Source organism: Nonomuraea sp. NPDC050536, from assembly GCF_044457685.1.
GTDB lineage: Bacteria > Actinomycetota > Actinomycetes > Streptosporangiales > Streptosporangiaceae > Nonomuraea.
In genome coordinates this window covers 153,367-179,055 of record NZ_JBITHD010000007.1, presented here as the reverse complement: position 1 = coordinate 179,055, position 25,689 = coordinate 153,367, and the positions used below count along the sequence as shown (strand labels likewise).

Sequence of the window (25,689 nt, the reverse complement as noted above, 5' to 3'; positions counted from 1 at the left end):
GACCGCACGAACGACAAGGAAGACCTGGGATGAATCTGACCCTTCGCGTTTGGCGCCAGGACGGCCCATCCGATGCCGGTCGGATGGTGACGTATCAGGCCAAGGACATCTCACCCGACATGTCCTTCCTGGAGATGCTGGACGTCGTCAACGAGAAGCTGATCCTCGACGGCGACGACCCGATCGCCTTCGACCACGACTGCCGCGAGGGCATCTGCGGCATGTGCGGCATGGTCATCAACGGTGTCGCCCACGGTGAGCAGCGGGCCACCACCACCTGCCAGCTGCATATGCGCCACTTCGAGGACGGCGCCACCGTCACCATCGAACCCTGGCGCGCGGCACCCTTCCCCGTGGTCAAGGACCTCGTCGTGGACAGGTCCGCCTTCGACCGCATCATCCAGGCGGGCGGTTTCGTCTCGGTGCCCGCGGGCTCGGCGCCGGACGCCCACTCGATCCCGGTCCGCAAGGAGGACGCCGACAGCGCCTTCGACGCGGCCACCTGCATCGGCTGCGGCGCCTGCGTGGCGGCTTGCCCCAACGGCTCGGCCTCCCTCTTCACCGCAGCCAAGATCACCCACCTGTCGCTGCTGCCGCAGGGCCAGCCGGAACGCCTCTCGCGCGCCAAGGCCATGGTCGACCAGATGGACGCCGAGGGCTTCGGCGGCTGCACCAACACCGGCGAATGCACCGCGGTCTGCCCCAAGGGCATCCCCCTGGACACGATCGCCCAGATGAACGCCGACTACCTCAAGTCCAACGCCAAGTAGTCCCATGTACGGCGGGCCGATGCGATGCGGCCCGCCGTACAGCTCTTAAGAGCATGGTCATCGCGATCGGCGCTTCGCGCTGGGAGTGGTCTTCTCGTTGGGCGGTCTCGGAGAAACACTTCTGGGCGCGCCTGTGATGCTCAGCCGGTCGGCTGGTCGAGATCACCTGAAGAAGCCGGGCGGGCACTCGACCTGATCGACGGAGCCATCGGCTTGCTGCGTCTCGCACCAGGTCTCGCCCTTGTCGAATCCATGGAAGCCAACGAAGCCGGCGAAGACGGCGAAGAAGGCTAGACCAATGACGACCGCGATGAGCCCGATGACGATTCCGCTGTAGCTGCCGCCGGCGTCTTCTGCGGGCACGGCCACGGTCGGGTTCTCCGGGTCGTAGAGCACCTCGGCCTCGTTGCCGATGCCAAGGCGGGAGGTGGTCGCCGCCTCGGTGGTGATTTCCCGGCCATCCACGGTCGTGAAGGTCAGGACCGGCCGCTGCATCGCCCTCAGATGGTCTCCCTGCCCCGTGAACGTGGTCCGGACGTCGCTGACCACGCCAGGCACCCGCTGTGCTCGCCGTACGAACCCTCTGCCGTCGGCAATCCTCTTGATCGAAATCAGAATGATCACTAATCCGAACGCCACGAACAGCAGCGGTAAGTACTTGAACAGGTGCTCCAACGAAAGTCTCCTTGAGTCGCCCTGATCTCTACAACGCTGCGGAGGGGCATTGGTTCCCGCTGTCCGACTCCCCCGGCCATGCGCACCTGCTCGACCCTGGCGGCCGGGATCAGACCACCATCATCCGGATACCGCGATGCTTGTTGCGCGATTACCCCTCGTACGCGGTGAGAAGCCTGTGGCGGCCGTCTCGACGTTGCATGCTGGATGTGGCCGACCGGGAAGGGCAACACCGACTCCTTCGTCGACGCCATGGTCTGGCTCGTGACCCGGATGCTCGCCGATCCCAAGCATTTCTACCGCTCCTACACCACTGCCGAACTGGACAGGATCATGACCGGACGCCCCGCGATCACCACGGGCGTGCGCGCCCGCGAGATGAAGCTCTACCGCCGATACTTCGACCTGGTCGCCAACGGGACCAAGACGATCGAGGTGCGGGTGCAGTACCCCAATCTGCGCACCCTCAAGGCCGGCGATCACATCCGCTTCGTGTGCGGCCGCGACGACGCCCTCACCCGAGTCAAGCGTGTCGCCCGTTACACCTCCTTCGAGGAGATGCTCGACACCGAGGGCCCTGAGCGGGTGAACCCGACCAGCCCTCGCGAACAGCAACTCGCCGACATCCGCCGCATCTACCGCCCGGAGAAAGAAGCCCTCGGCGTGCTCGCCATCGAGATCGAGGTCATCGACGAACCCCTCCAACCCTCGTCCCGGCGCTGCTCGGCCAGGGCGAGCCGTCTGTGAGTCCGCGCAGCTGACCAGCACAGGGCGGTCACCAGTGTTGCCAGTGGAGGATCTGGTCGCGGGGGACTCGGGGGGCCGGTTGAAGGTCGTGCCGATCGTGTAGGCCGGCGGCAGGAAAGCCGCATGATGTCGTCGTACGGCACGCTGAGCACCTGGGCCAGTTCCCGTTCCAGCGGCGCCTGGGCCGTGGTCCAGACCGTGCTCTCGACGACACCTTCCGAGCCTTGACGGCTGAGGAGCGCGCTCAGCTGACCGGGCTGCCGGCCAAGCTGCTTGAGGTGACTTAGGTCTCACCGCGTCACACTTCGCGGTGCGGGGCTCTCTTGGGATGTGTCACCTACCAAGAGGAGTTCGAGATGACCATTCTGGTTACCGGCGCGACCGGGACCGTGGGGCGGTTCGTCGTGCGGCATCTGCTCGACGCGGGGGAGAAGGTGCGGGCCGTGACCCGGCGGCCGGACGTCGCGCGGTTCCCCGAGGGCGTGGAGGTCGTCGCCGGGGACATGACGGACGCGGCGCGCATGGCCGAGGCGTTCGACGGGATCACCGCCGCCCATCTGATCAACTTCGGCGACGGCTACCGGCCGCTCGGCAACGGTCAGGAGATCGTGGACGCCGCCGTGCGGGCCGGGGTCAGGCGGGTCACGATACTGGGCGGCTGGGAGGAGGGTTCGCTGGAGCCTGCCGTACGGGCCAGCGATCTGGAGTGGACGCAACTGCAGCCGATCGAGTTCATGAGCAACACGCTGAACGACTGGGCGCCGCGGCTGCGGGCCGAGGGCGTCATTCGCGAGCCGTACGGCGGGCGGACGAGCGCGCCGGTGCACGAGTCCGACATCGCGGCCATCGCGGCGGTGGCACTGGCGGAGGGCGGGCACGGCGGCCAGGCGTACCGCATCACCGGACCCGAGCTGCTGACCCCGCGCGACAAGATCAGGATCCTGGCTGAGGCCACGGGCCGTGACCTGGCCTTCGTCGAGCTGACGCCGGAGCAGACGCGGCAGGAGTGGATCGAGGACGGCACGCCGCCGGACCTGCTGCTCCTGCAGGTGATGGGCGACGCGGACGCGCGGACGAAGGTGGAGTTCCTGCTGCGGGTGTACGGCGGCAATCAGGAGATCGGGCGGACCGTGACCGATTCGGTGGAAAAGGTCACCGGGCGGCCCGCGCTCACCTTCGCCCAGTGGGCTGCCGAGAACGCGGACGCTTTCCGCTGAACGGCCCTCCACTCGGGTCCGCGCGGATGACGGCAGGGAGCCGCCGCACGCTGTCCGCATGCGGCTGGTGGCGTCCGAAGCCCGCTGCGGCTGGCCGCGGTCGGCGTCGGGTCACCACTGGGTGATGAGCGGCGTTTCCGGTTCGTGCTGCCGCCAGGCTTCGGCGAGGCGGGCGAGGCGGGTGGGGGCGGCGATGCCGCGCACGGTTGCGATCTTGCCGTTGGTGATGTCGAACGTCACGGCGCCGACGACCTGGTCGCCGACCACGAAGAGGATGGCGGGGGCGCCGTTGACGAGCGCGTAGTGGACGGCGGACGTGCCGCCGGCAAATCGCCGTTTCGCGGGTGTGGGTTTGAAGCCGGCCCGTACGACGGCGGCGATGCGCTGCGGAGTGTCGTACTGCATCAGCGTCTCGGTCAGGCCGGCGCCGTCGGAGATCGCGGTCGCGTCGTCGGTGAGCAGCGCCGCCAGCCGTTCGGTGCGGCCCGAGGAGGCAGCGGCGAGGAATTCCTCGACGATCCTGCGGGCGGATGCGGGGTCGACTTCGGCGCTGCCGCGGCGGCGCGCGGCGGTGATGCGGCTCCGGGCCCGGTGGAGGTGCTGCTGGCTTGCGGACTCGGTGAGGTCGAGGATCTCGGCGATCTCGGCGTGGCTGTAGGAGAAGGCTTCGCGCAGGAGGTAGACGGCCCGCTCGAGGGGTGACAGGCGCTCCATGAGAGTCAGCACGGCCAGGGAGACCGATTCGCGTTGCTCGAAAGTGTCGGCCGGGCCGAGCATCGGGTCGCCGTCGAGGAGCGGTTCGGGCAGCCAGGCGCCGACGGTGCGTTCGCGGCGGGCTTGTGCCGAGCGGAGCCGGTCGAGGCACAGGTTGGTGACGACCTTGGTCAGCCATGCTTCCGGCACCTTGATCCGCTGCCGGTCGGCGGCCTGCCAGTGCAGGAACGCGTCCTGCACGGCGTCTTCGGCGTCGGCGGCGGAGCCCAGCAGCCGGTACGCCAGCGAGGCCAGCCGGTTCCGGCTGGCCTCGAACCGACTGGTGTCGAAGCGATCAGCGGCGGTGCTGTCCACGCGGACCACCCTAGGCGGCTACGCGACCACCTTCTCGGCGGACACATCCGGCGCGGCGGCCAGGCGGCGCTTGCGCTTGGGCAGGCCGAAGGTCGGGTGCGAGTTGGCCCACAGCGAGGCCTTGAGGATGCCGGACTTGATCCGCACGGCCTTCCAGCCGCCCACGTACGTCGGCTTTGCCTGCCCTTCGTCGTCGACCATCTGCCAGATCGCGTCCCGCCGCCCGAGGCTGATGTGGTTGTACGTGTAGACCAGCTTGGTCTTCGCGATCTTGCGGCCGGTCAGGCGTCCCACGATCGCGTGGATCGCCTGCCCGCCTGTGTAGCCGGCCGAAGCGCAGGACATCGGCAGCGGTCGGCCGTTGTCGCCGATGGCGTAGGCGCTGTCGCCGACGGCGTAGACGTTCGGGTGCGAGACCGACCGCATGATGCGATCGACGACGATCCGACCGTTCTCGGTGACCTCCAGCCCGCCGGCGGCGCCGATGGGGCTGACCGCGAACCCGGCCGTCCACACGGTTACGTCGGACGCCAGGGCGGTGCCGTCGGCGCACAGCACCCGCGTCGCTTCGACGGCTTCGACGCTGGTGTGCTCCAGGACGGCGATGCCCAGCCGGTCGCAGGCCTGGCGCAGATGGCCGCGGGCTCCGGCGGAGAGCCGGGCGCCCAGCTCGCCGCGGGCGACCAGCGCCACCGACAGGCCGGGCCGGGATTCGGCGATCTCGGTGGCGGTCTCGATGCCGGTCAACCCGTCGCCGACGACCAGCACACTCCCGCCTTCGCCCCGCCTGCCCAGGCTGTCCAGGCGCTCGCGCAGGCGCAGCGCCGAGGGCCGGCCGGCGATGTCGAAGGCGTGCTCGGCCACGCCGGGGACACCTTCGACGTCACCGTGGCTGCCGAGCGCGTAGACGAGCGTGTCGTAGCCGAGCTCGCCGCCGCCGTCGGCGTCGGCCACGGCGACGACCTGGCGCTCGGGGTCGACGGCGGTGACACGGGCCACGCGCAGCCGTATCCCCGTCCCCGCGAAGACGTCGGCGAGCTTTTGCGCCTCGATCTCCCGGCCGGCCGCCAACTGGTGCAGCCGCAGCCGCTCGACGAAGTACGGCACAGCGTTGACCACGGTGATCTCGGTGTCCGCCGGGGACAGCCGGCGGGCCAGGTTCCCGGCCACGTAGACCCCGGCATAGCCGGCGCCGAGGACGACGATGCGGTGCTTCATGTGTTGCTCCTGTCGGTTCGCTTGCTCCCGGTGAGTTGAGCGGAACGGCGCCCCGATTGCTGACAGGAACCGCGTGTGGCATGGGTCACAGAGCGGCCGGAGCGCCGCCCAGCGATGCTCGCGACGCCGAGGGTTCCCCCATGGCGACGATCATCGGGATGAGAGTCCCCGCTGCGGTCCGGATGGCCTCGCCTTGCCTCCAACGCGGAGGCGCTGGAGGCAAGGTCTGACCTACCTCACCGGACGTCGGCCGGCTCGGTCAGGACGCACTGGCCGGAGCCGACGCAGAGGCCGCTGTCCGCTTTGATCCGCATCATGTCCTGCTCACCAGGTGACCGGGAGTTCGTGAACGCCGTAGATGACGGCGTCGCTCTTGAACGGCAGGTCCTCGGCCGGTGCGGCGAGCCGCAGGGTGGGGATGCGGCGGAACAGCGTGTCGAAGACGATCTGCAGCTCCATCCGGGCCAGGTTCTGGCCGAGGCACTGGTGCGGGCCGAATCCGAAGGCGAGGTGGTGGCGGGCCCCGCGCTCGACATCCAGTTCGGCCGGATCCTTGAACGCCGCCGGGTCCCAGTTGGCCGACAGGGTCGAGACGATGACGCCCTCGCCGGCCTTGATGCTCACCCCGCCGATCTCCACGTCCTCGGTGGCCACTCGGGAGGTGACCCCGTCGGCGATGGTGAAGTAGCGCAGCAGTTCCTCCACCGCTATGGGCGTCCTGCCCGAGTCGGCCTTGACCAAGGCCAGTTGCTCCGGATGGGAGAGCAGCCCGACCACGCCGAGCGAGATCATGTTCGCCGTGGTCTCGTGTCCGGCGGTCAGCAGCAAGAAGGCCAGGCTCACCAGGCCCGCGTGGTCGAGGGTGCCCTTCTGGCGTTGCCGGGCGATCTGCCGGCCGAACAGGTCGTCGCCGGGTTCGGACTCCTTGCGGGTGACCAGGTCGTCGATGTAGGAGCGCAGTTCGGCGAAGGCTCGCTGGCGGTCTTCCAGCGAGGTCCGGCTCACCATCATGGTGGTGCGGCTTTGGAAGAAGTCGTGGTCGGTGTAGGGGACGCCGAGCAGTTCGCAGATCACCAGGGAGGGCACCGGAAGGGACAGCGCCTGCACCAGGTCGACCGGCCGCTGGTCGGCGGCGAGCATGTCGTCGATGAAGTGGTCGACGATGTCCTGGATCCGCGGGCGCAGCGCGGCCAGCCGCCTCACGGTGAACTCGCCGATCACCGGACGGCGGGCCGCTGAGTGTTCCGCGCCGTCCATGCCGAGCATCAACGGCGGCTGGCTGCGGAGCTGCTGCAGGGTCGCCGCATCGAGGGTGAAGAGCGGGAAGCCGTCCTTGCGCTTGTCGGAGGAGAAGCGGGGGTCGGCGAGGACGGCACGGCCTTCCTCATGCCCGGACACCCACCACGCCTCGCCGCCGCTGGCCAGGCGGATCTTGTTGATCGGCGCTTGCCCGCGCAGCCGCTCGTAGGCGGCGGGCGGGGCGAACGGGCAATCACGCTCGACCGGCAGTTCCAGACTGGCGAGTTCGTCGGCGATGCTCTTCGTCATGAATGACCTCCCGGTAAAAGATCCCGCTGAATTTGTTCGGGGCTGTTCGGGGGTGAAGCCCGACGAGGTGCCTGGTCAGGTGGCTGTTCCGCCGCCGGTGTTCAGCGGAGAGTGAGCGGGGTCTCGGATTCGATGCGGGTCAGCTTCTCCGGATTGCGGACGTAGTAGAGGCCGGTGATGCGGGCGTCCTCGACACGGATCGCGATGACGCCGTCGAGTTCGCCGTCCACACGGATGATGAGTGCCGGGCTGCCGTTGACCACGGTGGGGTCACCGGTGAGTGCAACTTCGGCCTTGCCGATGCCGCCGGCGATGAAGCGGGCCACCTTGTCGGCGCCGATGATCGGACGAGGCGAGGCCTGCTTGACGCCTCCGCCGTCGCTGATGGCCACGACCTCGGGGGCGAGTACGTCAAGGAGGCCCTGCAGGTCTCCGGCTTCGAGCGCGCGCTGGAACGACTCCAGCGCCGCCCGGGCCTCGCCGGAGGAGACCACCTCGCGAGGGCGGCGGGCTTCGACGTGCCGGCGGGCGCGGTACGCGAGCTGGCGGACGGCCGCGGGGCTCTTGCCCACGGCAGCCGCGATCTCGTCGTAGCCGACATCGAAGGCCTCGCGCAGCACGAAGACGGCGCGCTCGGTCGGCGACAGCGTCTCGAGGACGAGCATGAGCGCCATCGACACACTCTCGGCGAGCTCGACGTCCTCGGCCACGTCCGGCGCGGTGAGCAGCGGTTCGGGCAGCCAGGGGCCGACATAGGCCTCCTTGCGGCTCTTCATGCTGCGCAGGCGGTTGAGCGACTGCCGGGTGGTGATCCGGATCAGGTAGGCGCGCTGGTCGTGCACCTGCTCCAGGTCGGCCTTGACCCATCGCAGCCAGGTTTCCTGGAGGACGTCTTCGGCGTCGGCCGCCGACCCGAGCATCTCGTATGCGACGGTGAAGAGCAGGTTGCGGTAGGCGACGAAGGCCTCGGTCGCCGCGTCGGTGGCGTGGTCGCTCATGTCTCGGTCCTTCTCCTTCGTACGTGGCCAGCCGGACAATGTCCGGGCTGATCACGGCACCCCCACCTTGAGGTGGACTTCGGCTCACGGCTCGAAAAGCCCGGACCGGGGGGTCACTGGAGCTTGCCGTGAGCCTCCGCCGAAAGGTCCTGCCAGTCGGCCCAGGTCTTGAGCCGGTCGGCGTAGACCTGCTGGATCATCGGGTAGAAGCCCTGGCCGAACAGCACCCGCAGGGGCGGGTTGTCGGAGTCGACGAGCTTGAGGAGTGCCTGGGCCGCGGCGGCCGGGTCGCCGGCGGGCTGCTTTCCGGCGACCGAGCCGAGGCGTCGGCGGAGACCGTCGTAGGTCGGGTCGGTCTGGGCCACGTGGCCGTTGGCGAGCGGATCCGGGTTCTTGCCGTCCCTGGTGGCGAAGCCGCCGGGCTCGATGATCGTTACCTTGACGCCGAAGTCGGCGACCTCGCCGGCGAGGGCTTCGTTCAAGCCCTCGAGGGCCCACTTGGAGGCGTGGTATGCGCCGCCGAGTGGCATGGCGATGACCCCGGCCGCCGAGGACAGCTGGATGATGTGCCCCGAGCGCTGCTCGCGCAGGTAGGGCAGCGCGGCCTGGATCACCCACACCGCACCGAACAGATTGGTCTCCAGCTGGTCGCGCAGTTCCCGCTCGGTCAGCTCCTCGACCGCGCCGATCTGGGCGTAGCCGGCGTTGTTCACGATGACGTCAAGCCGGCCGAAGTGCTCTTTGGCCCGCCGTACGCTCTCGAAAACGGCGGTCTTGTCGGCCACGTCCAGCCCGAGCGGGAGCACCGCGTCGCCATGGGCGGCGACCAGCTCGTCAAGGCTTGCGGCGTTCCGTGCGGTCGCGGCCACCTTGTCGCCCCGGGACAGGGCGGCCTCGACGAATTCGCGGCCCAGGCCGCGCGACGAACCGGTGACGAACCAGACCTTGCTCATGATGGCTATCCGTTCCTTCGGTGGCGGCATTCCAAGGTCGACTCCTGGATACCGCTGTCTGCTGTTCCACCCCCAAGACACGCGGCCCGGCAAAGATGTAACACCCACCGACTGTGACCTATGTCTCTCCCTACGCTCATCGCGCGGACCTGAGGGGAGGGCCTAAACGGTGGCCACCACCAGGAAGATCAGGCAGCTGGCCAGGAACGGCCCGGCTGCCAGCTCGGCCAGCCAGTCCTCGGCCATGGCGCCCAGGCAGCGCCGCGCGTTGCGCCGCAGGCCGAGGAGCTGGTCGGCGGCCTCGAAGTCGGTGATGACCGGCGCGGAGGCCACCACCGAGGTGACGGAGAACCCGGCCTCCGCGCACAGGCGCGGCAGCGCCCGCCCGATCGTGGCGTTCCGCACCACCTGCGAGGTGATGAAGTTCGTCAGCGTACGGCCGGCCGCCAGGTTCGCCGAGTCGACCAGCAGCCCGTCCCAGTCAGGCTCCGCCAGCGCGATCCGCGCCCCCGGCCGGGCCACCCGCCTGATCTCGGACAGCACCCGCCGTGGGTCCGCGACGTGCTGCAGCACCCGATCGGTCCGCGCCCGATCGACCGACCCTTCCTCGAGCGGCAGCGCGTGCGCATCGCCCACGCGAACATCGACGATCCTGTGTACGGCGAGCCGCTCGCGAGCCGTCTCCGCCGACACCAGGTCGTGGTCGACCCCGATCACCGAGCCGGTCGGGCCGACGGCGTTGGCCAGCTCGCCCAGGTCGGTGCCGGGCCCGCAGCCGATGTCGAGCACCGCGTGCCCGGGATGGACGTCCAGCATGGCGAGCAGTTGCCGCTTGTAGATCCGGCCAGGGGCGCTCGCCGCGACCCGGTCCAGGTAGTCGATGGAGCTCATGCCAAGCAGCCAAGCAGACGGGTGTGCGGTTGGCGCGGAGGCGATGTCAAGATCTGGTGCATGGCTCTCCATTTCCGCGGCGCCGTACTCCCGGATGGCGAGGTACGCGACCTGTGGCTGCTGGGCGACCGCGTGACCTTCGAACGGCCCGCGCAGGAGTCGACGACCGTGGTCGACGGCGGATACCTGCTGCCCGGGCTCGTCGACGTGCACACCCATCCGGGCACCGGCGAGGACGGCTTCACGCTCGACCGGTTCGCCGCCGAATGCGGTGACCACGTCGCCGCGGGTGTCACCGCCGTCCGCTTTCCCGGGCTCGGCGGCGCCGTACCGGATGATGTGCGAGATCTGCCGGAACTGCCGCGCATGGTACGGGCGGGACGGTGGCTGGCCTGGTCGGGCCTGTCGCGGCACGCGGACTTCCACACGATCGTCGACGACCTGCCCGCGGCAGCGGTGGAGCAGGCCAGGGCCCACGACGGCTGGTGCAAGATCATGGGCGACTGGGACCTCGAGTCGGACCCGGTTCCCTACGCCACGATGGCCGCGGTCGTCGCCGCCGTCCACGAGGCGGGCGGCCGGGTCGCCGCCCACTGCCAGACCGAGGCGGGCTCGCTCAACGCCGCGCTGGCAGGGGTGGACTCGATCGAGCACGGTATGGCGATGCCGGAGACCGCCGTCTCGCTCCTGGCCGCCAACGCCTCCGCCTACGTGCCCACGCTCACCGTCTTCGCCGCCAGCGCCGAGCGGGTACGGCTGCGCGGCACGGACCGGTCGCGGTTGTGGCTGCGCGGCTACGAGACCATCATCGAACGCGTACGCGAGGCCCACGACGCCGGCGTCAGAGTCCTGGCGGGCACGGACTCGGCCCCCTTCGGGAACGTGGCCACCGAGGTGAGCCACCTCATCTCGGCCGGCCTTCCGGCCACGACCGCCATCGGCGCGGCCAGCTGGACCGCCCGCGCCTGGCTCGGCCTGCCAGGCCTGGAGGAAGGCGGCCTGGCGGACCTCGTCGCCTACCAGGAGGACCCCCGCGTGAACCCCTCGGTCCTCCACCACCCGCACCGCATCGTCCTGCGCGGCCGGCTGCTCTAGCCGGCGAGCGCCAGCGCCCCCATCACCAGCAGCGAGCCGCCGATCACCACCACGTGCCTGACGTTCTGCAGCACCGGCATCACCCAGGTCGGAAACCCCCGCTCCGCCGCCTTCAGGAACGAGCGGACGTCGATCCGCGCCAGCACGGGGTCGTTCTTCCGCCTGAACGCGGTCTCGACGGACTTCACCGCGGTCAGGTTGCTGTAGATGATCAGAAGGTTCCCCAGCAGGACGATCGGCTGGAACACCCACGACAACGTCACCCCGAGCCCGGCCCCCGCCAGGTTGAGCACGGCCAGCCCCACCATCACCACCGCGACCGTGGCAGGGACGGCGGTCTCGTGCCCACTGGCATCGAACCGGATCTTGTTCTCCTCGAGCACGGTTTCCGGGATCCCCTGCCGCCGCAGCTCACCCTCGGCCGCCGTCTTGGCCTGAGGTCCGTAGCGATGCCGCACCACCGGAATGCTCAGAAAGGCCAGCGCGATCAGAATCTGGAGGACAGCGGCGAAGCTCATCATCGGGTTCCATTCCTCTTCGTCGTTCATCGGCAGGAGGACGCTCCCGTGATCCGCTGATACGCCACTGTCACGCCAGTGTCACGCCTTCTGCTCTGGTAACAGCGCAGGTTGTCGACCCCCTGGCCGAGGAGGAGGGCGGAGCTTCAGGGCCCGCGCGACGGAGCGAGGTGCGGTAGCCGTGGGGTAGGCGACCGGCGGCCTGAAGGATGCCGGTCCCCTCCTGGCTTCTGATCGCCTGCTAGCGCGCCAGGTCAACCTCATCGGTTTGAAGGTTCCGGTTCCACAGCCGGGCCAATGTCGCGGGAAAGTTTCGGAGGGACTCCCGCCTATCTGGAGATGAGCGGAGGCGTGGGGCCCGCGGAACTCTCCGAGTTCGACGGCTGGGTTCGGCGCAGGCTCCTGAGTCCTGTCTCGGCCATGTTCCGTGAGGGGGGCCTGCTGTTGCGCGAGGAGCCATCGATTGCGGATCCGTGCCGACGGCAGCAGCCCGGACGATTCCCTCCTGACCGAGGGCCTGGAACCCGGAGGGCGATTACGGCTCGCGGGCGGGCATCGGCGCGGGTGCTGGGGTGCGCACATGTCGGACAGGCGTGGCCCACTAAGACGGGCCCGAAAAAGCGAAGGGCCGTGGCTTTAGGGGGTCCAGGTGGAGGTGGTTTCTATGCGTTTTAGCCAGAGTTTTTCGCCGTCTCCGCCGGGTTTCCAGCGGGCCGCGAAGTCCAGGAGGTCTCGGCAGCGGGTGAGCATGGCGGCGTGCCGTACCTCCCATGGCGGCTGGGGCGTGCCGTAAGCCGTATAGAAGGCCGGAAGGTGGGCGATGTCCGACGGGTGGTGGGCGCGGATGATCCATTCGCACCAGGCGAGGTCCTCGATGGGATCCCCGGCGTGGGCCCATTCCCAGTCGAGGATGGCGACCGGTTCGAGGGGCTCGGGGGAGAAGAGGAGGTTCTGCGGGCCGTAGTCGCCGTGGACTATCCCCAGGGTGTGGATGCGCGCCAGCATCCCGCCGCAGGCGGCGAGGACCTCGGCGGCGTGGCCGGCGTCCAGGAGGTCCTGGCCGTGCAGGCCGGGCACGAAGCGGGTGGTCAGGCTGGTCGTGGTGACCTGGTGGACGGCCGGCACGGGCAGGCGGCCGCGCAGGCGGCGCAGGTAGCGGGACTCCGTGCGGAGCCGGCGGGCGGCGTCGGGGCCCTCGTAACACTTGACGACGAGTGCGCCGTCGCCGAACGTGCTGTTGGTGTAGCCGTGCCTCACAGCGTCTGATTCTGGCCTACCTACCGGCTCCGGTAGACGATGTAGGGACGGAAGAGATACCCGACGGGCGCCGACAACGCGTGGACCAGGCGCGTGAACGGGAAGACGGCGAAAAGAATCATGCCGGCCAGCACGTGGATCTTGAAGGTCGTGGTCGCGCCCGCCATCGCCTCGGCGTCCGGCTGGAGCACGAAGATCCCCCGGAACCAGGGCGAGACCGTCTCGCGGTAGTCGGCCTGCTCCGGCAGCACGCCCGAGACCGTGGCCGCCAGCCCGGCCAGGATCGCCAGCCCGAGCAGCACGAACATGAGCTTGTCGTTGCGGGTCGTGGCGAGGAATACGGGCCCGGTGGTGCGCCGCCGGTAGATCAGCAGCGCCAGCCCGGCCACCGTGCACAGCCCGGCGATCCCGCCGAAGACCAGGGCGGCCAGGTGGTACACATGAGCCGGCACGAAGAGGATCCAGGAGGCGGGGATCAGCAGCCCGATCGCGTGGCCGACGATGACGACGAGCAGCCCGTAGTGGAACAGCGGGCTGCCCACCCGCAGCAGCCGCCCCTCGTACAGCTGCGAGGAGCGCGTCGTCCAGCCGAACCTGTCGTAGCGGTGGCGCCAGATCAGCCCGCCGATCAGGATCACCAGCGTCACATACGGCGCCACGATCCACAGCGCGCTCTCTCCCCAGGTCACCGGTACGTCCCCACCGACTCGGCGGGCGGCCCGCCGCGCGCCAGCCGTACCGAGAGGTCCCGCTCTGCCGCCGACAGCGGCGGGAGGGTGGCGCACACCACCTCGACCAGCAGGACGTACGGCGAGCCCTCCGCGCGCAGCGCGGCGAGCAGCGTCTCGAGCTGGACCCGGTAGGACCGCAGCACGTCGGTGCCCGAGGGGACGAGCGCGGCGAACTCCAGCATGACGGGCAGGAAGTCGGGCAGCTCGTCGTCGAGCAACTCCCACCCGGCGGCCCGGTAGTGGGCCTTCAGCACGGCCAGCGACTGGCCGCGCCGCCGGGTGTCGCCGTCGGTGTAGTAGGTGAGGTACAGGCAGCAGCGCCGCTTGAGGTCGAAGGTGTCGACGTAGTGGGCGGCGAGCTCGCCCGGGCCAAGAGCCTCAATTTTCGCGATAAATCCGCCGAAATCGGGCAGCAGGGCGGGGCGGAGCTGTGGCAGCCGCGCCCAGAAGCGCTCGTCTGGATAGGCCAGCAGGTGCGAGGCGCCCTGCCAGATGGTGGCCGGATTCACGATGGTTTCCCCTTCCGTGGCGGGAAGAGCCCGGCAGGTGTGCCCCTGCCGTCCCAGTTGAGGAGGTTGACCCGCTCGTGGGTGACGCTCTCGCCCGTCTGGCGCTGCTTGAGCCCGTGGAAGGTCTCGATGGAGACCGGCACGGGCCTGCCCGAGGTCTCACCGAAGGGCGCCTGCATACCGGGGCCGCCGTCGTAGTCGAGGCTGCAGCCGGCCTCCTCGACGTCGCCAGGGGTGTTGCCGTAGGCGGTGGGGATGACGTACCGCTCGTCGTACTTGGCCAGGGCCAGCAGCCGGTACATGTCGCGGATGTCGTCCTCGGTGAGGCCGGCCTCCGGCGGCTCGGGCTCGTCGCCGAGGTTGACGGCCCGCATGTAGGAGCGCATCGCGGCCAGCCTGCGCAGCGCCACGACCACGGGCCCGGTGTCGCCCGCGGTGAACAGCCCGGCCAGGTACTCCAGCGGGATCCGCAGCGACTCGATCGCGGCGAAGAGGTTGCCCGCGTCCTCCCCGTCGTGCCCCGTGGCGGCCAGCGCGTCCACGACGGGGGAGAGCGGCGGGACGTACCAGACCATCGGCAGCGTCCGGTACTCCGGGTGCAGCGGCAGCGCGATCCGGTAGCGCATGATCAGGTCGCGGACCGGCGACCTGCGGGCCGCCTCGATCCAGTCGTCGGGCAGCCCGGACTCGGCCACGGCCGGGTCGTCGGGGTCGACGAACACCGACAGCTGCGCCTCGTACAGGTCCTGCTCGGAGGTCACCGAGGCGGCCTCGGTGACCCGGTCGGCGTCGTAGAGCATGACACCCAGGTACCGCAGCCGCCCCACGCACGTCTCCGAGCACACCGTGGGCAGCCCGACCTCGACCCGCGGGTAGCAGAACGTGCACTTCTCGGCCTTGCCGGTGCGGTGGTTGAAGTAGATCTTCTTGTACGGGCAGCCGGTGACGCACATCCGCCAGCCTCGGCAGCGGTCCTGGTCGACCAGGACGATGCCGTCCTCCGTGCGCTTGTAGAGCGCGCCCGACGGGCAGGAGGCCACGCACGACGGATTGAGGCAGTGCTCGCAGATGCGCGGCAGGTAGAACATGAACGCCTGCTCGAACTCCAGCTTCACCTTCTCCGACATCCCGCTCAGGACGGGGTCGGGTGACGGGTCGCCGCCGAGGTCGTCGTCCCAGTTGGCGCTCCATCGGATCGTGGTCGGCTCGCCGCTGATGAGCGAGCGCGGCGGCGCGACCGGGATGTCGGGGCCGAGGGGCGCGCGGAACAGGTTCTCGTAGTCGTAGGTCCAGGGCTCGTAGTAGTCCTGGATGGAGGGCATGAGCGGGTTGGCGAAGATGCCGAGGAGCTTGCGCATCCGCCCGCCGGCCCGCAGCCGGAGCCTGCCCTTGGCGTCGATCTCCCAGCCGCCGCGCCAGCGCTCCTGGTCCTCGTAGCGGCGCGGGTACCCCTGGCCGGGGCGGGTCTCGACGTTGTTGAACCAGGTGTACTCGACGCCTGCCCTGTTGGTCCACGTCTGCTTGCAGGTGACCGAGCAGGTGTGGCAGCCGATGCACTTGTCCAGGTTCATCACCATGGCGATCTGGGCCATCACGCGCATCTAGTACGTCACCTCCTGCGAGCGGCGCCGGATCACGGTGACCTCGTCGCGCTGGTTGCCGGTGGGGCCGAGGTAGTTGAAGGCGTACGACAGCTGGGCGTACCCGCCGATCATGTGCGTCGGCTTGATCAGCACGCGGGTCAGCGCGTTGTGGATCCCGCCGCGTTTTCCTGAAATTTCGGACTTGGGGACGTCGATCAGTCGATCTTGCGCATGGTGCATGTAGACGGTCCCCGAAGGCATGCGATGAGAGACGATCGCGCGCGCGACCACGACTCCGTTGCGGTTGACCGCCTCGACCCAGTCGTTGTCGGAAACGCCGATCTTAAGAGCGTCCTCGCGGGACATCCAGATCGTCGGCCCGCCCCGCGACAGCGACAGCATGAGCAGGTTGTCCTGGTACTCGGAGTGGATCGACCACTTGGAGTGCGGCGTCAGGTAACGCACCATCAGCTCACCCTCAGGCCGCTCACCGAACAGGGCGAAGATGTCCAGCGGCGGCCGGTAGACCGGTAGCGCCTCGCCGTACTCGTGCATCCAGTCGTGGTCGAGGAAGAAGTGCATGCGCCCGGTCAGCGTGTGCCACGGCTTGTGGTGCTCGACATTGATGGTGAAGGGCGAGTAGCGCCGGTCGTGCGACTCCTTGCCGGACCACTCCGGGCTGGAGGCGACATGGGTGGGTCTGGCCTGCGTGTCCGCGAAGACGATGCGGTGGTCGCCGTGCATGAGCTCGTCCAGGTCCGTCCCGGTCCGTTCGGCGAGCTGGCGGAAGCCCTGCGCGGCCAGCCGCCCGTTGCTCACGCCCGACAGCGCCAGGATCGCCTCGCACGCCTTGGAGTCGGTGTCGAGCAGCGGCCGCCCCTTGGCCACGCCGTGCGCCTCCACCCCGCAACGCTCCGCCAGCCAGGCCACCTCCTCGTCGGGCCGGAACGTCACGCCCTTGACCGGCAGCCCCGCCTTCTCGGCCAGCGGCCCGAGCGCGGCCATCTTGGCCGCGACCGCGCCGTAGTCGCGCTCGACCACGACCAGGTCGGGCTCGGCCTGCTCGGGCGCGCGCCCGCCGGGCTGGGCGATCTCTCCCGGCGTGTCGTGCTGGTACGGCACGGCCACCACGTCGCGGCGCACCCCCAACTGCTCGGCGGCCAGCTCGCTGAAGGCGCGCGCGATGGCGTGGAAGGCGTCGAAGTCGGTCCTGGTCTGCCAGGGCGGCGAGATCGCCGGGTTGAAGGCGTGCACGAACGGGTGCATGTCGGTCGTGGACAGGTCGTGCTTCTCGTACCAGGTGGCGGCAGGCAGCACGATGTCGGAGAACATCGTCGACGACGTCATGCGGAAGTCCAGCGTGAGCAGCAGGTCCACCTTCCCGCGCGGCGCCTCCTGGTCCGGGTGCGGCAGGTTCGACCCGGCGCCGAGCAGGTGGTGCAGGAAGTACTCGTTGCCCTTGGCGCTGGAGCCGAGCAGGTTCGAGCGCCACAGCGTGACCACGCGCGGCCAGTTGCGCGGGTCGTCGGGCGCGTCGGCGGCCCACTTCAGCCGTCCCGCCCGCAGCTCCTCGCGGGTGTGGGCGATCGGGTCGTCGGCCTCGCCCAGCTCCAGCGGGTTGCGGTCGAAGGCGGGCGCCATCGGCATCCAGCCGTTGCGCACGGCCTGCGCCACCAGGTCGGCCGTGTGCGCGCCGCGGAACAGCCCGGGCCCCAGCGGCGAGCACAGCTCCCCGGCGTCGAAGCGGTCGTAGCGCCACTGGTCGGTGTGCAGGTACCAGAACGGCGTGCCGGGCGTCTGCCGCGGCGGCCGCGTCCAGTCCAGCGCGAAGGCCAGCTGCGCCCACCCGGTCTGCGGCCTGCACTTCTCCTGGCCGACGTAGTGCGCCCACCCGCCGCCGTTGCGTCCCTGGCAGCCGGTGAGCATCAGCAGCGACAGGAACGCCCGGTAGATCGTGTCGCCGTGGAACCACTGCGTCGTCCCCGCCCCGAGCACGATCATGCACCGGCCGCGCGTCTTCTCCGCGGTCCTGGCGAACTCGCGCACGATCCGCTCGGCCCGCCGCGCCGGCACCCCCGTGATGGGCTCCTGCCAGGCAGGGGTGTACGGCTCGGCCACGTCGTCGTAGCCGGTCGGCCACTTGCCGGGCAGCCCGTCGCGGCCGACGCCGTACTGGGCCAGGAGCAGATCGAAGACGGTGGTGACCAGGTGGCCGCCGACCCGCCTGACCGGGACGCCGCGCACGAGCGGGTCCCGATGAGGAGCAGGGGCGTCGAAGCGCGGCAGCAGCACCTCCACCGACTCGCCGCCGTGCACCGTGAGCAGCGGCTCGGTGCCGAGCTCGAGGTTCCAGCGCCCCTTGCCGGATTCGGTCCACCGGAAGCCCACCGACCCGTTCGGCACCACCGGCGTCCCGTCGGCGCCCAGGAAGACGGTCTTCCACTCGGCGGCCTCCTCGTCCGAACCCAGGTCGGCCGCGGTCAGGAACTTGCCGGGCACGTAGGCGCCGTCCCGCTCGGCCAGCCGTACCAGAAAGGGGAGGTCGGTGAACTTCCGGACGTAGTCCTGGAAGTAGGGCACCTGGCGGTCGACGAAGAACTCGCGCAGCAGCACGTGCCCCATCGCCATGGCCAGCGCCCCGTCGGTGCCCGGGTTGATCGCCAGCCACTCGTCGCCGAACTTGGCGGCGTCGCTGTAGTCGGGCGCCACCACGACCACCTTCTGGCCGCGGTAGCGCGCCTCGGCCATCCAGTGGGCGTCCGGGGTGCGCGTGACGGGCACGTTGGCGCCCCACAGCACCAGGTAGGCAGCGTCCCACCAGTCGGCGGACTCGGGCACGTCGGTCTGGTCGCCGAACACCTGGGGCGAGGCCACCGGGAGGTCGGCGTACCAGTCGTAGAACGACAGCATGGTCCCGCCGATCAGCGACACGAACCGGGACCCGATCGCGTGCGACACCATCGACATGGCCGGGATCGGGGAGAACCCGGCGATCCTGTCGGGCCCGTAGGCCTTGATCGTGTGCACGTGGGCCGCGGCGATCATCTCGGTCGCCAAGTCCCAAGAAATCCGGACAAGCCCTCCGCGTCCCCGCGCTTCCTGATATTTCCGGCGACGCTCGGGATCGGTGGTGATCGAGGCCCATGCCGCGACCGGGTCGTGCCCGGCCGCCCTGGCTGCGCGGTACATCTCGACCAGGACGCCGCGCGCGTAGGGATAGCGGATGCGCGTCGGCGAGTAGGTGTACCAGGAGAAGGCGGCGCCGCGCGGGCAGCCGCGCGGCTCGTACTCGGGCCGGTCGGGGCCGACGCTGGGGTAGTCGGTCTCCTGGGTCTCCCAGGTGATGATGCCGTCCTTGACGAAGACCTTCCACGAGCACGAGCCCGTGCAGTTCACGCCGTGCGTGGAGCGGACCACCTTGTCGTGGCTCCAGCGGTCGCGGTAAAAGTCGTCGCCCTCGCGCCCGCCCCGCTTCGTGATCGTCCGCAGGTCGTCGCTGGTGGCCGCGCGTCGGAAGAACCGGCCGGTCTTCAGTAGCAGGTTCTCGGGCTCAGCCACCGGTGCTCCTTGGGTCTGCGGGCCGTCCCAGCGATGGAGCTTTGCTCCGTTAGTGCGGGAATGGCCTCCATGTGACGATCCCCCTGTTCAGTGCCATAAACACATTGAGCTACGATCTGTTACACAGGGTAAGGGGTGCACGGTGGCCGGACTGCGCGGGGGGCAGGTGCCGAACCTGGCGCTGGCCACGGCGGCCTTCGCTCTGACGTTCTGGGCGTGGAACCTGATCGGGCCGCTGTCGGGCAGCTACAGCAAGCTGCTGCACCTGTCGCCGACGCAGACCTCGGCGCTGGTGGCCATCCCGGTGCTGGTCGGGTCGCTGGGGCGGATCCCCGTCGGCGTGCTGGCCGACAAGTTCGGCGGGCGGCTGATGTTCACCGTCATCTGCTTCGTGTCGATCGTGCCCGTGCTGTTCGTCGGCTGGTCCAGCTCGTACGGCGCGCTGCTGTTCTGGGGGTTCCTGCTGGGCATCCCCGGCACGTCGTTCGCGATCGGCATCCCCTTCGTCAACGCCTGGTACGAGCCCGCCCGGCGCGGCCTGGCCACCGGCGTGTTCGGCGCGGGGATGGGCGGCACCGCGCTGTCGGCGTTCTTCACGCCGCGGCTGGTCGAGGCGGTCGGGCGGCCCGCCACGCACCTGATCATGGGCGCGGCGCTCGCCGCGATGGGCGTGATCATGTGGCTGTGCTCCAGGAACTCGCCGGCCTGGGCGCCGTCCACCGAGCCCGCGCTGCCGCGGATGCGCGACGCCATGAAGATCAAGGCGACCTGGCAGTGCGCGTTCCTGTACGCGGTGGCCTTCGGCGGGTTCGTGGCCTTCTCCACCTACCTGCCGACCCTGCTGCAGAACGTCTACGACTTCGCCCAGACCGAGGCGGGCCTGCGCACCGCCGGATTCTCGATCGCCGCCGTGGTGGCCAGGCCGCTCGGCGGCATCCTGTCCGACCGGACCACGCCCGTGCGGATCCTGCTCATCTCCTTCACTGGGGCCGTGGTGATGGCGGTCGTGCTGGCCTTCAACCCGCCGCCCGAGATCCCCGCCGGGGCGAGCTTCGTGCTCATGGCCTTCTTCCTCGGGCTGGGCACCGGCGGCGTGTTCGCGCTGGTGGCCAGGCTCGTCGAGCCGTCCAGGGTCGGTACGGTCACCGGCCTGGTGGGCGCCGCGGGCGGGCTCGGCGGCTATTTCCCGCCCCTGGTGATGGGCGCCGTCTACACCGCCACCGGCGCCTACACCGTGGGTTACCTGCTGCTCGCGCTGACCGCGCTGATCGCCCTGTTCTACACCGCCCGGGCGTTCGGGGGGCTCCCGAGGCACTCCCCGACCAGCCGTCGCACCGACTGAGCACTCGGCCCACGGCGGAGTCGTAGCGGTGGGCGACTGTCACCGACTCGCCAGCAGCGCCGGTCGCGGGTCCTCGGCCGAAGTGCGCAGGGCGGGGGTGGTGTGGCCTGCCGTACAAGATCATTGCGGGTGAAAATGGTTTGCCGGGCCCAGCGGCCGTTTGTCAATCTTGACGAGCTATGCGCTCCCTTCCCGATGCCGATCCCGGCATGCCCGACATTCGCAGCCCGCTGCGCTACCTGTGGTGGAACGCGCGCAGGCAGGCCCCCAGCTTGCTGGGCGGCATCGCCTTCGCGACCCTCTGGTGGCTGGTGCAGGCGCTGGTTCCGGCTGTCCTGGGCAAGGGAGTGGACGCCGTCACCGCCAAGGACACGGGGGCGCTGGTCACCTGGAGCGTGATCCTGCTGGGGCTCGGCCTCATGCAGGCCTTCACCGGGATCATGCGGCACCGGCTGGCCGTCTACAACTGGCTGGCCGCCGCCTACCGCACGGTCCAGGTGACCACCCGGCATGCGGCCAGGCTCGGCGCGACCCTGCCCAAGCGGCTGTCGACCGGCGAGGTCGTCAGCGTCGGAAACTCCGACATCGCGCACATCGGCGGCTCGATGGACATCCTACTGCGCGGCACCGGCTCGATCGTGGCGATCATCACGGTCACCGTGATCCTGATCTCCACCTCGCTGCCGCTCGGCCTGATGGTGCTGTTCGGCGTGCCGATCATGGCGGTCGCGGTCGGGCCGCTGCTCAAGCCGCTGCACCGGCGGCAGAAACGGCAGCGCGACCTGACCGGCGACCTGTCGACCAGGTCCGCCGACATCGTGTCCGGGCTGCGCGTGCTGCGCGGCATCGGCGGCGAGCAGGTCTTCTCCGAGCGCTACCGCGAGGAGTCCCAGCGGGTGCGCCAGGCAGGCGTCGGCGTGGCCAGGGTCGAATCCCTCCTCGAAGGCGCCCAGATCCTGCTGCCCGGCGTGCTCATCGCCGCCGTCACCGGCATCGGCGCCTCCTTCGCCCTCGGCGGCCAGATCACCGCGGGCCAGTTGGTGGCCTTCTACGGCTACGCGGTCTTCCTGATCGGCCCGATGCGCACGCTCACCGAGATGGCCGACCGGCTGACCAAGGGCCACGTGGCCGCCCGCCGGGTGGTCCGCATCCTGTCGATCGAGCCCGAGGTGGGCGGCGGCACCGCCACCAGCCAGGGCGGCGTGCTGCGCGACACCTTCAGCGGCGTCACCGTCCAGCCGGGCGAGCTGACGGCCCTGGCGGCGAGCGCGCCCGAGGACGCGATCGCCATCGCCGACCGGCTCGGCCGCTACGCCGACGGTGACGTCACCTTCGGCGGCGTCGACCTGGCCACGCTGCCGATGGAGGAGATCCGTACGCGCATCCTGGTCGCCGACAACGGCGCCCGGCTGTTCACCGGCCGCCTGCGCGACGAGCTGGACGTGCGCGGCACCGCCACCGACGAGCAGGTACGGCAGGCCCTGCACGCAGCCTGCGCCGACGACATCGTCGAGGCCCTGCCCGAGGGGCTGGACGCGCCGGTCGCCGAGTCGGGCAGGGAGTTCTCCGGCGGGCAGCAGCAGCGGCTGCGCCTGGCCCGCGCGCTGCTGGCCGACCCGGAGGTGCTCATCCTGGTCGAGCCGACCAGCGCGGTCGACGCGCACAGCGAGGCCCGCATCGCCCAGCGGCTGGCCAAGGCGCGCGCCGGCCGTACCACGCTGATCTGCACGACCAGCCCGCTGGTGCTCGGCCGCACCGACCGGGTGGCCTACGTGGAGGACGGCCGGGTGCTGGCCGAAGGCACGCACCGCGACCTGCTGGTCTCCACGTCCGAATACGCCGCGACAGTCACGAGGGGGGAAGACTGATGGCCCGCGAGATCCTGCCGGTCGCCGACCAGAAGCAGGTCCGCGCCTACGCCAGGCGGCTGACGCTGAAGTACCCGCGCCGGCTGACCTTCACCCTGGCCCTGCACGGGCTGGCGGCGGTGGCCGGGCTGTTCGTGCCCTGGCAGCTGGGCAGGCTGGTCCAGCAGGTCCAGGACGGCGCCGACGTCAACGTCTGGTTCGTCGCGCTGGCCATCGGCGGCTTCCTGTTCCTGCAGGCGGCCCTGATCCGCTACGCCGTGCTGGCCTCGGCCAAGCTCGGCGAGAAGGTGCTGGCCGAGCTTCGCGAGGAGTTCGTCGACCGGGTGCTGGGGCTGCCGCTGTCCACGGTCGAGCGGGCCGGCGCCGGCGACCTGCTCACCCGCACCTCCCGCGACGTCGACTCGCTGTCGCGCTCGGTACGGCACGCCGTGCCCGAGACCCTGATCGCGCTGGTCACCTTCGTGATCACGGTGGGCGCGCTGGTGCTGGTGAGCCCGCTGCTGATGCTGCCCATGCTGGTGGCCACGCCGATCCTGTGGATCTCCACCCGCTGGTACCTCCACCGGGCCCGCGACGGCTACCTGCGCGAGAACGCGGCCTACGCCGACATGACCGAGGGCCTGGCCGAGACCGTCGAGGGCGCGCGCGCCGTCGAGGCGCTCGGGCTGCAGGACCGGCGCACGCGGCGCACCGACGGCGACATCCGCGGCTCGTACGCGGCCGAGCGCTACACACTCGGCCTGCGGACCGTATGGTTCCCCTCGGTGGAGCTCGGCTACGTGATCCCGGTCGTGTCGACGCTGCTGGTGGGCGGGCTGTTCTACGCCAACGACTGGGTGACGCTGGCCCAGGTCACCGCCGCCACCCTGTACGCGCAGCAGCTGATCGACCCGCTCGACCGGTTCCTGATGTGGATCGACGAGCTGCAGGTCGGCGGCGCGGCCATGGCCAGGCTCCTGGGCGTGTCCAACGTCGGCGACGACCGCGAGGCCACCGGCGCCCGCCCTTCGGGCGAGCTGCTCGAGGCACGGGACGTGCGCTACGCCTACCGGGAGGGCCGCGACGTGCTGCACGGCGTGTCCCTCACGGTCAAGCCGGGCGAGCGGCTGGCCATGGTCGGGCCGTCCGGCGCGGGCAAGTCCACGCTCGGGCGGCTGCTGGCCGGCATCCACGGCCCGCGCACCGGCGCGGTGACGGTCGGCGGGGTGCCCCTGGTGGAGCTGCCCCTGGACGACCTGCGCGGCCACGTCGCGCTGGTCACCCAGGAGCACCACGTGTTCAAGGGCACGCTGCGCGACAACCTGCTGATCGCCCGCCCCTCCGCCGACGACGAGGCCGTACGGCAGGCCCTGGTGGCCGTCGACGCGCTCGACTGGGTGCTGGCCATGCCCGACGGGCTCGACACGATGGTCGGCTCCGGCGGGCAGGACGTCTCACCGGCGCACGCCCAGCAGCTGGCGCTGGCCCGGCTGGTGCTGGCCGACCCGCACACGCTGGTCCTGGACGAGGCCACCTCGCTCATCGACCCGCGCGCGGCCCGCAACCTGGAGCGTTCCCTGGCCGCCGTGCTCGACGGGCGCACCGTGATCGCCATCGCCCACCGCCTCTACACCGCCCACGACGCCGACCGCGTCGCGGTGGTCGAGGACGGGCACATCAGCGAGCTCGGCGCGCACGACGAGCTGGTGGCCGCGGGCGGCTCCTACGCCGCGCTGTGGCAGAGCTGGCACGGCTCGCCTAGCAAGCCGTCCCTCGCGGGGGAAGCACAGCCTCGGTGAGGTAGCGGTCGATGTGGGCCCGGGCGCACGCGTTTGACATGTAGAGCGTGTGCCCCGGGCCTCCGTGCCGGACCGTGATGCTGCCCGGCACCTGGGTCAGCACCCGCTCGACGGCGTCCGACTCGCCCCAGTTGCCCGCCCCCAGCAGCGGCGGCAGGCCGTTGGGCAGCGGCTTGGGCGGGTTGGTGACCGGGACCGGCCAGCCCACGCAGCCCAGCGTGCCCTCCGCGATCGTCCCCGCCGTGCCCGTGTCAGGGGCGATCCCGCGCAGCCGCTTCACGGCCGCGTCGAGCTCGGCACGGCCGGTGAAACGCGGCCAGTCGACGCACTCGGTGACGCCGGTCGACTGGTCCGGATAGCGCAGGCCACGCTCGGGCACGAACCCGGAGGCGTCGCCGCGGGCTGCCGCGGAGATCGCCTTGGCCAGCCCCGGCCAGGCGGCCGGCCCCTGGCGGGCCGTGCCCAGGGCGAGGTCCTGCAGGTCGCGGCCGGAGTAGGCGATGTCCTTGGCGCGGATCGGCCTCCTGTCGGCCTTGGCGATGAGTGCCCGCCACTGCGGGCGGCAGCCGCAGGAGGCGAAGAAGCGGTCCATCGCCTTCTGCCCCGCCCTGGCCAGTTCGTCCAGTTCGGCGTTCCAATCGGGGGCGCTGTGGGACCAGGTGCCGTCGAGCGCGATCGTGCGGACCTTGCCGGGGAAGAGGCGGGCGTAGTCCTGGCCGTAGAAGCCGGCGTAGGAGGCGCCGTAGTAGTTGAGCTTCTGCTCGCCGAGCGCCTTCCTGATCGCCTCCATGTCCCTGGCCTGGTCGGCGGAGCTCATGTGGGCGAACAGGTCGGGGTCGCTCTGTCGGCAGGGCTCGGCGTACCCGCGGTTGGTGTCGGCGAGGCGGCCCCACTCGGCGTCGTCGCGCGGGAAGGCGGGCACGGGGATGCGCGTCCAGGTGCACGGCAGGCCGGTGCTGAGGCCCTGGAACTGCTTGCCGTAGCCGCGGGTGTCCCAGGTGACCACGTTCATCCGCTTGCGCAGTCCCGCCCAGGTGTCGGGGATGCCCTGGGTGATGGCGATGCCGGGTCCGCCCGGCCCGCCGTACGCCACCAGGACGGAGCCCTCGGGGGTGCCGGTGGCCTTGAGCCGGCCCAGCTTCAGGGTGATCCGGCGGCCGTCGGGTTTGTCCCAGTCGAGGGGGACCTGGAGGTCGGCGCACTCCATGCCGATCTTGTCGCCCGGGCACTGGGCCCAGTCCAGGGCCGAGGGAGCCGTGGGGGTGGGCGACAGGAGAAGGGTGAGCGCCACTGTCGTTTTGAGCATGGCGTTCACGGTCGTCGAAGGCGACCACGGCGCACATCGGACCGTGGTCGGGGTCTTGT

21 protein-coding genes are annotated in these 25,689 nt (G+C 70.4%); 7 read left to right on the top strand and 14 right to left on the bottom strand.

The features are described from left to right. The first annotated feature begins 29 nt into the window (after positions 1–29). Entirely contained in the window at positions 30–770 is a 741-nt protein-coding gene (locus ACIBHX_RS21670; RefSeq protein ID WP_397068956.1) for a succinate dehydrogenase/fumarate reductase iron-sulfur subunit, read from the top strand. Between the two features lie 162 nt (positions 771–932). Here the strand turns inward: ACIBHX_RS21670 and ACIBHX_RS21665 are convergent, their stop codons facing one another. After that, positions 933–1,445, bottom strand: coding sequence for a DUF3592 domain-containing protein (locus tag ACIBHX_RS21665; RefSeq protein ID WP_397068955.1), 513 nt, complete (start codon positions 1,443–1,445; stop codon positions 933–935). 207 nt (positions 1,446–1,652) lie between these two features. Between ACIBHX_RS21665 and ACIBHX_RS21660 the strand changes: the two genes are divergently transcribed. Beyond that, positions 1,653–2,192, top strand: a complete 540-nt coding sequence (locus ACIBHX_RS21660) for an ASCH domain-containing protein (protein WP_397068953.1) — start codon at positions 1,653–1,655, stop codon at positions 2,190–2,192. Between the two features lie 356 nt (positions 2,193–2,548). Continuing rightward, a complete protein-coding gene (locus ACIBHX_RS21655) occupies positions 2,549–3,409 on the top strand; it encodes an NmrA family NAD(P)-binding protein (protein ID WP_397068952.1) in 861 nt (286 codons plus the stop codon). A 111-nt stretch (positions 3,410–3,520) separates the two neighbouring features. Here the strand turns inward: ACIBHX_RS21655 and ACIBHX_RS21650 are convergent, their stop codons facing one another. The 6 genes from ACIBHX_RS21650 to ACIBHX_RS21625 all read right to left on the bottom strand — a co-directional run bounded on the left by ACIBHX_RS21650 (position 3,521) and on the right by ACIBHX_RS21625 (position 10,085). After that, the gene (locus ACIBHX_RS21650) at positions 3,521–4,477 is read right to left on the bottom strand and encodes a sigma-70 family RNA polymerase sigma factor (protein WP_397068951.1); all 957 of its coding nucleotides are present in this window, start codon (positions 4,475–4,477) and stop codon (positions 3,521–3,523) included. Between the two features lie 18 nt (positions 4,478–4,495). Beyond that, positions 4,496–5,695: an NAD(P)/FAD-dependent oxidoreductase gene (locus ACIBHX_RS21645; RefSeq protein WP_397068950.1), complete on the bottom strand. Its 1,200-nt coding sequence runs from the start codon at positions 5,693–5,695 to the stop codon at positions 4,496–4,498. Positions 5,696–6,019: 324 nt separating this feature from the next. Further along, complete coding sequence (locus ACIBHX_RS21640) at positions 6,020–7,243, bottom strand: cytochrome P450 (protein ID WP_397068949.1); 1,224 nt, start codon at positions 7,241–7,243, stop codon at positions 6,020–6,022. A 101-nt stretch (positions 7,244–7,344) separates the two neighbouring features. After that, complete coding sequence (locus ACIBHX_RS21635; RefSeq protein WP_397068948.1) at positions 7,345–8,241, bottom strand: RNA polymerase sigma-70 factor; 897 nt, start codon at positions 8,239–8,241, stop codon at positions 7,345–7,347. 113 nt (positions 8,242–8,354) lie between these two features. Next, on the bottom strand, positions 8,355–9,194 hold the full coding sequence (locus ACIBHX_RS21630) for an SDR family NAD(P)-dependent oxidoreductase (RefSeq protein WP_397068946.1): 840 nt from the start codon (positions 9,192–9,194) through the stop codon (positions 8,355–8,357). Between the two features lie 162 nt (positions 9,195–9,356). Continuing rightward, positions 9,357–10,085 carry a methyltransferase domain-containing protein gene (locus ACIBHX_RS21625; RefSeq protein ID WP_397068945.1) on the bottom strand — a complete coding sequence of 243 codons (729 nt, stop codon included), beginning with the start codon at positions 10,083–10,085 and terminating at the stop codon, positions 9,357–9,359. A gap of 60 nt (positions 10,086–10,145) precedes the next feature. Between ACIBHX_RS21625 and ACIBHX_RS21620 the strand changes: the two genes are divergently transcribed. After that, positions 10,146–11,180: an amidohydrolase family protein gene (locus tag ACIBHX_RS21620; RefSeq protein WP_397068944.1), complete on the top strand. Its 1,035-nt coding sequence runs from the start codon at positions 10,146–10,148 to the stop codon at positions 11,178–11,180. On the opposite strand, the gene ACIBHX_RS21615 is transcribed toward ACIBHX_RS21620, so the two are convergent. The 6 genes from ACIBHX_RS21615 to ACIBHX_RS21590 all read right to left on the bottom strand — a co-directional run bounded on the left by ACIBHX_RS21615 (position 11,177) and on the right by ACIBHX_RS21590 (position 19,336). After that, on the bottom strand, positions 11,177–11,728 hold the full coding sequence (locus ACIBHX_RS21615; RefSeq protein ID WP_397068942.1) for a hypothetical protein: 552 nt from the start codon (positions 11,726–11,728) through the stop codon (positions 11,177–11,179). The genes ACIBHX_RS21620 and ACIBHX_RS21615 overlap by 4 nt on opposite strands. Before the next feature lie 606 nt (positions 11,729–12,334). Continuing rightward, positions 12,335–12,955 (bottom strand): phosphotransferase, encoded by a 621-nt coding sequence (locus tag ACIBHX_RS21610; protein ID WP_397068941.1) that lies wholly within the window; start codon positions 12,953–12,955, stop codon positions 12,335–12,337. A 20-nt stretch (positions 12,956–12,975) separates the two neighbouring features. Next, the gene (gene narI / locus ACIBHX_RS21605) at positions 12,976–13,644 is read right to left on the bottom strand and encodes a respiratory nitrate reductase subunit gamma (RefSeq protein ID WP_397068940.1); all 669 of its coding nucleotides are present in this window, start codon (positions 13,642–13,644) and stop codon (positions 12,976–12,978) included. After that, the gene (gene narJ / locus ACIBHX_RS21600; protein WP_397068939.1) at positions 13,641–14,195 is read right to left on the bottom strand and encodes a nitrate reductase molybdenum cofactor assembly chaperone; all 555 of its coding nucleotides are present in this window, start codon (positions 14,193–14,195) and stop codon (positions 13,641–13,643) included. Before narJ ends, narI begins: the two co-directional genes overlap by 4 nt. Continuing rightward, positions 14,192–15,796 carry a nitrate reductase subunit beta gene (gene narH, locus ACIBHX_RS21595; protein ID WP_397068938.1) on the bottom strand — a complete coding sequence of 535 codons (1,605 nt, stop codon included), beginning with the start codon at positions 15,794–15,796 and terminating at the stop codon, positions 14,192–14,194. The genes narJ and narH overlap by 4 nt, the downstream gene beginning before the upstream one ends. Next, positions 15,797–19,336: a nitrate reductase subunit alpha gene (locus ACIBHX_RS21590; protein ID WP_397068937.1), complete on the bottom strand. Its 3,540-nt coding sequence runs from the start codon at positions 19,334–19,336 to the stop codon at positions 15,797–15,799. Positions 19,337–19,478: 142 nt separating this feature from the next. Here ACIBHX_RS21590 and ACIBHX_RS21585 point away from each other — a divergent pair, with 142 nt between their 5' ends. The 3 genes from ACIBHX_RS21585 to ACIBHX_RS21575 all read left to right on the top strand — a co-directional run bounded on the left by ACIBHX_RS21585 (position 19,479) and on the right by ACIBHX_RS21575 (position 24,324). After that, positions 19,479–20,678: a nitrate/nitrite transporter gene (locus tag ACIBHX_RS21585; protein WP_397068936.1), complete on the top strand. Its 1,200-nt coding sequence runs from the start codon at positions 19,479–19,481 to the stop codon at positions 20,676–20,678. Positions 20,679–20,887: 209 nt separating this feature from the next. After that, a complete protein-coding gene (locus ACIBHX_RS21580; RefSeq protein WP_397068935.1) occupies positions 20,888–22,546 on the top strand; it encodes an ABC transporter ATP-binding protein in 1,659 nt (552 codons plus the stop codon). Continuing rightward, complete coding sequence (locus tag ACIBHX_RS21575) at positions 22,546–24,324, top strand: ABC transporter ATP-binding protein (RefSeq protein WP_397068934.1); 1,779 nt, start codon at positions 22,546–22,548, stop codon at positions 24,322–24,324. The genes ACIBHX_RS21580 and ACIBHX_RS21575 overlap by 1 nt, the downstream gene beginning before the upstream one ends. On the opposite strand, the gene ACIBHX_RS21570 is transcribed toward ACIBHX_RS21575, so the two are convergent. After that, positions 24,284–25,630 carry an alpha/beta fold hydrolase gene (locus tag ACIBHX_RS21570; protein WP_397068933.1) on the bottom strand — a complete coding sequence of 449 codons (1,347 nt, stop codon included), beginning with the start codon at positions 25,628–25,630 and terminating at the stop codon, positions 24,284–24,286. The genes ACIBHX_RS21575 and ACIBHX_RS21570 overlap by 41 nt on opposite strands. Positions 25,631–25,689 lie beyond the last annotated feature (59 nt).